Source organism: Streptomyces anatolicus, from assembly GCF_019400875.1.
GTDB lineage: Bacteria > Actinomycetota > Actinomycetes > Streptomycetales > Streptomycetaceae > Streptomyces > Streptomyces anatolicus.
The window spans coordinates 1-5,691 of record NZ_WMBF01000415.1; the positions used below are offsets into that span (position 1 = coordinate 1).

At 70.3% G+C, this 5,691-nt stretch carries 5 protein-coding genes and 1 pseudogene; 3 read left to right on the forward strand and 3 right to left on the reverse strand.

Annotated features, from left to right (window positions below):
* A pseudogene (locus GKQ77_RS26335) lies at window positions 1–252 on the forward strand (hypothetical protein); the annotation flags it as partial.
* Between the two features lie 44 nt (window positions 253–296).
* On the opposite strand, the gene GKQ77_RS26340 reads toward GKQ77_RS26335, so the two are convergent.
* Together GKQ77_RS26340 and GKQ77_RS26345 are read right to left on the reverse strand one after the other, a co-directional pair.
* On the reverse strand, window positions 297–965 hold the full coding sequence (locus GKQ77_RS26340; RefSeq protein WP_219691420.1) for a fasciclin domain-containing protein: 669 nt from the start codon (window positions 963–965) through the stop codon (window positions 297–299).
* A gap of 111 nt (window positions 966–1,076) precedes the next feature.
* The gene (locus tag GKQ77_RS26345; RefSeq protein WP_219691424.1) at window positions 1,077–2,705 is read right to left on the reverse strand and encodes a molybdopterin-dependent oxidoreductase; all 1,629 of its coding nucleotides are present in this window, start codon (window positions 2,703–2,705) and stop codon (window positions 1,077–1,079) included.
* Window positions 2,706–2,929: 224 nt separating this feature from the next.
* Between GKQ77_RS26345 and sigK the strand changes: the two genes are divergently transcribed.
* Together sigK and GKQ77_RS26355 are read left to right on the forward strand one after the other, a co-directional pair.
* The gene (gene sigK, locus GKQ77_RS26350; RefSeq protein WP_219691421.1) at window positions 2,930–3,514 is read left to right on the forward strand and encodes an ECF RNA polymerase sigma factor SigK; all 585 of its coding nucleotides are present in this window, start codon (window positions 2,930–2,932) and stop codon (window positions 3,512–3,514) included.
* Entirely contained in the window at window positions 3,511–4,272 is a 762-nt protein-coding gene (locus GKQ77_RS26355) for an anti-sigma factor (RefSeq protein ID WP_219691422.1), read from the forward strand. The genes sigK and GKQ77_RS26355 overlap by 4 nt, the downstream gene beginning before the upstream one ends.
* A 61-nt stretch (window positions 4,273–4,333) precedes the next feature.
* Here GKQ77_RS26355 and GKQ77_RS26360 read toward each other — a convergent pair whose 3' ends face one another.
* Window positions 4,334–5,482: an amidase domain-containing protein gene (locus tag GKQ77_RS26360; RefSeq protein WP_219691423.1), complete on the reverse strand. Its 1,149-nt coding sequence runs from the start codon at window positions 5,480–5,482 to the stop codon at window positions 4,334–4,336.
* Between the last annotated feature and the right edge of the window lie 209 nt (window positions 5,483–5,691).

The following is a 5,691-nucleotide window of genomic DNA, read 5'->3' on the forward strand; positions in this document are numbered from 1 at the left end:
GTCCAGGCCCCCGCCGACACCGTCCGCCGCCGTACCTGGGCCCTGGCCGACCGCATCCGGCCCCTCGACGCGGACACCTGCACCGTCGACTGTTCCGGTGACCGCCTGCCCGGCATCGCCCAGCTCCTCGCCACCCTCGACAGCGACTACACCCTCGACGCCGACCCGCAGGTCACCGCCTATCTCCGGCAGGCGGCCGAACGGCTTCACCACGCGGCTTCGCGGGCCTGCGGCGGGGAGGGAGCACGCTGACGTGGGGCCGGCCCATCGGGGTCGGCCCCACGTCAATACGGGCGTCACATCTTCGGCATGAGGACGGTGTCGATGATGTGGACGTTGGCGTTGGCGGTCTTGACGTTGCCGCAGACCACGTTGGCGGAGTCGTTGACCTTGTAGGACTCACCGGACCCGGCCGTCGTCAGCTCGGACTTCTCCAGCGTCGGGTACGAGCCGCTCTCCAGGTCCTTGGGCGCCAGCTTCTGGCCCACCACGTGGTAGGTGAGGATCTTGGTGAGCTGGGCCTTGTCGCTGAGGACCTTGTTCAGGTCGGCCTTGGGGATCTTCGCGAACGCGTCGTTGGTCGGCGCGAACACGGTGATGTCCTTGGCGTTGTTCAGGGTGTCGACCAGGCCCGCCTTCTTGACCGCGGTCACGAGCGTGGACAGCTCCGGGTTGTTGGAGGCGGCCGTGGCGACCGGGTCCTTGGCCATGCCGTCGAAGGAGCCGGCGCCGTCGTCGGGCACGGAGGAGCACGCGGAGCCGAACGGCTCATCGCTGCTGCCCGTGCCGCTCGCGGCGCTGTCGGTCGCCTTCTCGGAGGCGGCGGACGACTTGGTGTCCGAGGACGCCTCGTCCTTGCCGTCGTCGCTCGAACAGGCGGTCAGGGCGAGCGGCAGCATCGCCGCCGCGGCGAGCACGAGGGCTCCACGGCGGGTGCGGTGGTTGCGGCGGGTGGTGGCGTTCATTTCTGCTCCTTGATCATTCATGCGAATCACGCGATCCATGTGGATGGCTCGTGCATGGGTTCAGGTCGTGGTTCGTGCGGCTGATTCCGCACTGCGCGGCGGTGGCCTGGGTCAGTCCACGGTGACCACCACCGAATGCCAGCCGCTGGCCCCGTCGGGGACGGTGCCGGTGCGCTTTTGCGTCTGCGTCTCACCCGTGCGGTCCGTGGCCCGGACGGTCAGGGTGTGACCGCCGGACGTCGCTTTCCAGGGGAAGGACCACTGGCGCCAGGTGTCCCTGGTGTCCTCGGCTGCCAGGTCGGCCTGTTGCCAGGGGCCGTCGTCGACACGGACCTCGACCCGGTCGATCCCCCGGTGCTGGGCCCAGGCCACCCCGGCGACCATCACCGTGCCGGGCGCCGGGCGTGCGAAGGGCTTGGGGGTGTCGATACGGGACTGGGTCTTGATCGGGGCCTTGCGGGCCCAGTCCCGCTTCACCCAGTAGGGGTCGTAGTCGTCGAACGTGGTCAGCTCGATGTCCTGGATCCACTTGCAGGCGGATACGAACCCGTACAGGCCGGGGACGACCATGCGTACGGGGAAACCGTGCGCGAAGGGCAGCGGCTCGCCGTTCATGCCGAGGGCGAGCATCGCGTCGCGGCCGTCCATGACGTCCTCGACCGGGGTCCCGAGGGTCATCCCGTCCACGGACCGCGCGACCAGCTGGTCCGCGGGCCCGCCCTTGGACGGCGGCTTCACACCGCACTGCGCCAGGAGGTCGGCCAGGCGCACGCCGATCCACCGCGCGTTGCCCACATACGGGCCGCCCACCTCGTTCGAGACGCAGGCCAGCGTGATGTTCCGCTCGATCAGCGGCATGCGCAGCAGATCCGCGAAGGAGACGGTCATCTCACGGGTGACGCCCTTGCCGTGGATCCGCAGCCTCCATGAGGTCGCGTCGACCCTGGGCACCACCAGCGCGGTATCGACCCGGTAGAAGTCCTGATTGGGCGTCATGAACGGGCTGACGTCCTTGATTCGGAGCGCGGCACCCTTGGGGACGGGCGCGGCGGCCGAGGCCGGGGCGGGCAGCGTGACCTGGTTGCGGGAAGCGATGGCGTTCTGGCCCCGCGCACCGTTCAGGGTGCGGCCCAGGAGGCCGACCCCGGTGGACGCGGCCGCCGCGGCCGTCGCGGCGACGATGAACCCTCGCCGGTCCCAGCCCGGGCGCGCTTGGTCGTGAGCCGGGCGCTCGTGGTCGTGAGCCGGTACTGGGTGCCTGCGTGCTCGCAGGCGCCCCGCCAGCCAGTACAGGAGACCCGCGCCCACCACGGCTCCGGCCACCGAGGGCAGCGCGTCCGTGATGCTCGTGGAGTCGGGCCGGCCCGTCGCGGCGACGCCCCCGACCACGCCGAACAGGAGGACTCCTGCCGAGCCGGCACTCCGGTACCGGACCGCCAGCACTCCGAGGGCGAGCGCGAGAAGGGTGAGGACGGCGAGGATGCCCAGTTGCAGGACGAGCTTGTCGTCCGTCCCGAACTCGCGGATCGCCCAGTCCTTCACCGGGGTCGGCGTGCGGTCGATCGCGGCTCCGCCCACCGCGATCACGGGGCCGGACTCGGCTCGTACGGCGGCGGACACCAGCTCGGCCGTCGCCAGCGCGGAGTATCCCGCCAGCAGGCCGCTCAGCGCGCCCAGCGCGCCAAGCCGCCATGCTCCGGGGCGCCTTGAGGTCTTCGCTTCTTCGCTCACACCCGTCATCCGGAGCGGGGGCCGGGTGCGGATTGGTCCTCCACCCATTTGAGGGAGAAATTCTTTCCGGCCAATCCAAAGGGGGCGCGGCTACGAATACTCCGTCCGCCTCTGGCGTTCGGATCTCGCCACCGGTCGACCAATCCTTTTCGCCCTCGGTGACGAATCATGGGCGGCACTCCCATTTTCCTCCGTGCGGACATGGCACTGGGCGAGTCGGTAATGATGTCGACATGAGGCGAACGGTGTTCATCGGCGGCAACCCTGACGACAAGCCTGACCTGATCGCATTGATGAAACAGATCGTCGACGGCGACGAGCAGGCCTTCGGTCGGCTGTACGAATCAGTGGCCGGCCCAGTCTTCGGGATCGCGCGGGCCGTGGTGCGCGACGCGGCGCAGTCCGAGGAAGTGACGCAAGAGGTGCTGGTGGAGGTGTGGCGTCATGCCGCCGACTACCGGCCGGAACGGGGATCCGTGATGAACTGGGTACTCACGCTGGCACATCGCAGAGCGGTGGACCGCGTCCGCTCGGTCGTGGCCTCCGCCGCACGCGAGGAGCGGGCCGCCCGGCGGGAGCAGCTGCCCGAGTTCGACGTGACCGAGGCGGAGGTCGAAGCCCGCCAGGAACGCGAGGACGTGGTGCGTTGCCTGAAGACCCTGACGGAACTCCAGCGCGAGTCGATCATCCTGGCCTACTACCAGGGCCTGACCTACCGCGAAGTGGCCGAGCGCCTGTCGGCGTCGCTCGGCACGGTGAAGACCCGCATGCGGGACGGGCTCATCCGGCTCCGTGACTGCCTGGGGGTGACGGCATGAGCATGAGCGACCCGCACACCTTCGCCGGTGCCTACGCCCTCGACGCCCTCGACGACGACGAGCGCACCGCGTTCGAGGCGCACCTGGCCACGTGCTCGGAGTGCCGTCAGGAGGTGGCCGAGTTCGTCTCCACCGCGGGTCGGCTGGCTTTCGCCGCCAGCAGCGCGCCGCCTCCCGCCCTGAAGCACTCCGTCCTCCGGCAGATCTCCCAGGTCCGCCAGGAACCGCCGCGCACCGTGCGGGAGACGCCCGTCGCGCAAGCGCCGCAAAGATCACCGCGGGGCTCGCTCTGGCCGCGCCGGCTGGCGCTGGCCGCCTGCCTGGTCGCCGCGTCCCTGGGCGGCGTGGCGACCTGGCAGCACCAGGAAGCGCGGCAGGCTCGCGAGCAGGCACACCGGGCGGAGGCCAGTGCCGATCAAGTGGCGGAGGTTCTGGCCGCTGGTGACGCGCGGACACACACCGCGTCCCTGCCCGGCGGCGCCCGCGGCACCGTCGTGACCTCGGCGAGCCAGAACCGTGCGGTCTTCACCGTGTCCGGCCTCGACGCGCCGCCCGAGGGCAAGGTCTACGAGCTGTGGTTCAACGACAAGGGCACGATGCGTCCGGCGGGGCTCCTCGACCGGGACCAGAGCACCCAGATCACCCTCATGGACGGGACGATCGACCAGGCCGACGGCATGGGCATCACCATCGAACCCTCAGGGGGTTCCAAGACGCCCACACTGCCGCCCGTCGGCCTGATCGAATTTCCCGCCTGACGGCCCGGCACAAGTCCGGTCGGATACCGGCCGTCCGTGCCGCTGCGGGCTACCGGTTCCGTCAGGTGCGGTACGCGAAGTAACGCGCGTTGGGCGAGGACGCGAGAACGCTGGCGAGCGACCTTCGGACCGTGTCGGTGGAGTGGTAGGTGAGGTACGGCATGCCCCGCCTGTCGCGGTACGTGACCAGCATGGTGTGGTCCTTGGAGCCGTTCTTGTCGAAGTCCACCTGCAGGACGTCACCGACGTCCAGCTTGTAGACGCTCGACAGGTTGGGGGCCCGCCGGTTGGACAGCGTGAACCACGCCCATTCGTTCACGCCGACCCAGGAGGTGCTCTGGCTCGCGCGGTCGTACCACCAGTTCCGGTAGTCGTGGGCGGAGCCGGGGACGTGCTTCCAGCCGCCCGCCTTCAGCGCCTGGCTGACGAAGTTGGTGCAGTCGCCGCCGGCTCCGTTGAACTTCCGGTACGCCGGGTTGTAGCTGCGCCAGTACCTCTCCGCGTACCGCGCCATGGCGGAGTAGTCGTAGGCACCGCCCGTCTTGCCCGAGGGCATCGGCGTGGTGGGGTACTTGGTGGACGCCGGTGTGCCGTCGGGGTACTGGTTGCCGTCGTCCTTGACGGTGTTCACTCCGGCCGCCGACGGGGCGTCGACCGCGGCGGGGCCATTGTCCCGCGAGGTGATCGTGGTCAACTTCCAGCCGCCGTCCTTCGTGGCGGCGAGCTTCAGCTCCTGGCGCGTCGAGAACGCGGTGGTGGCCGGTTCGTCCCCGCGCACCTTCTTGTACGTCAGCGTCGACGCCGAGGTGACCTGGACGGTCGCCGTGCGGCCGGTGATCGTGGCGCGCTCCACGACGACGCGGGTGTCCGCCTTCGTGTAGGCCTCGCCGAGCTTCGCGAGGCGCGACTTGCGGGCGCCCAGCGACCGCAGCGTGGCGTCCTCGTCCTTCTTCAGCCGGCCGGACATGCGCGTCGCGGCAGCGCTGGCACCGGAGTCGCCGCGTCCCGCGTGGTCCTCCACCAGCGCCTGGGTGCGCCGGGAGAGAACGTCATCGGCGATGCGGGCGAAGGCGGCGACCGTCTCGCGGTCGGCCTTGCGGGGAGCGCTGTCGGCGGCGTCCGCGTGCGCGGGGGGCGCGAGCAGGGAGCCGGAGGCCACGGCCGCGGTCAGGCTCGCGACGGCGGCGGGTCTGTATCTCTTGGGTATCACTGTGTTTCCTCTCTTACACGTGATCACCCCGACTGGGGCACGGAATCTTCGCACAACTCCGTGCCGCCACCGTGCCGTTCGTTTCCCGCGGGACCCGCAGGCCGCCGGGCCGGGGCGCCGGAGTCCCGGCGGCCGCGGCCCACGTACCTCTAGGGTGTGCGGCAGAGCGCAGCAGAGGAGGCATCCGGGGTGGGTGGGCGCAGGATAAC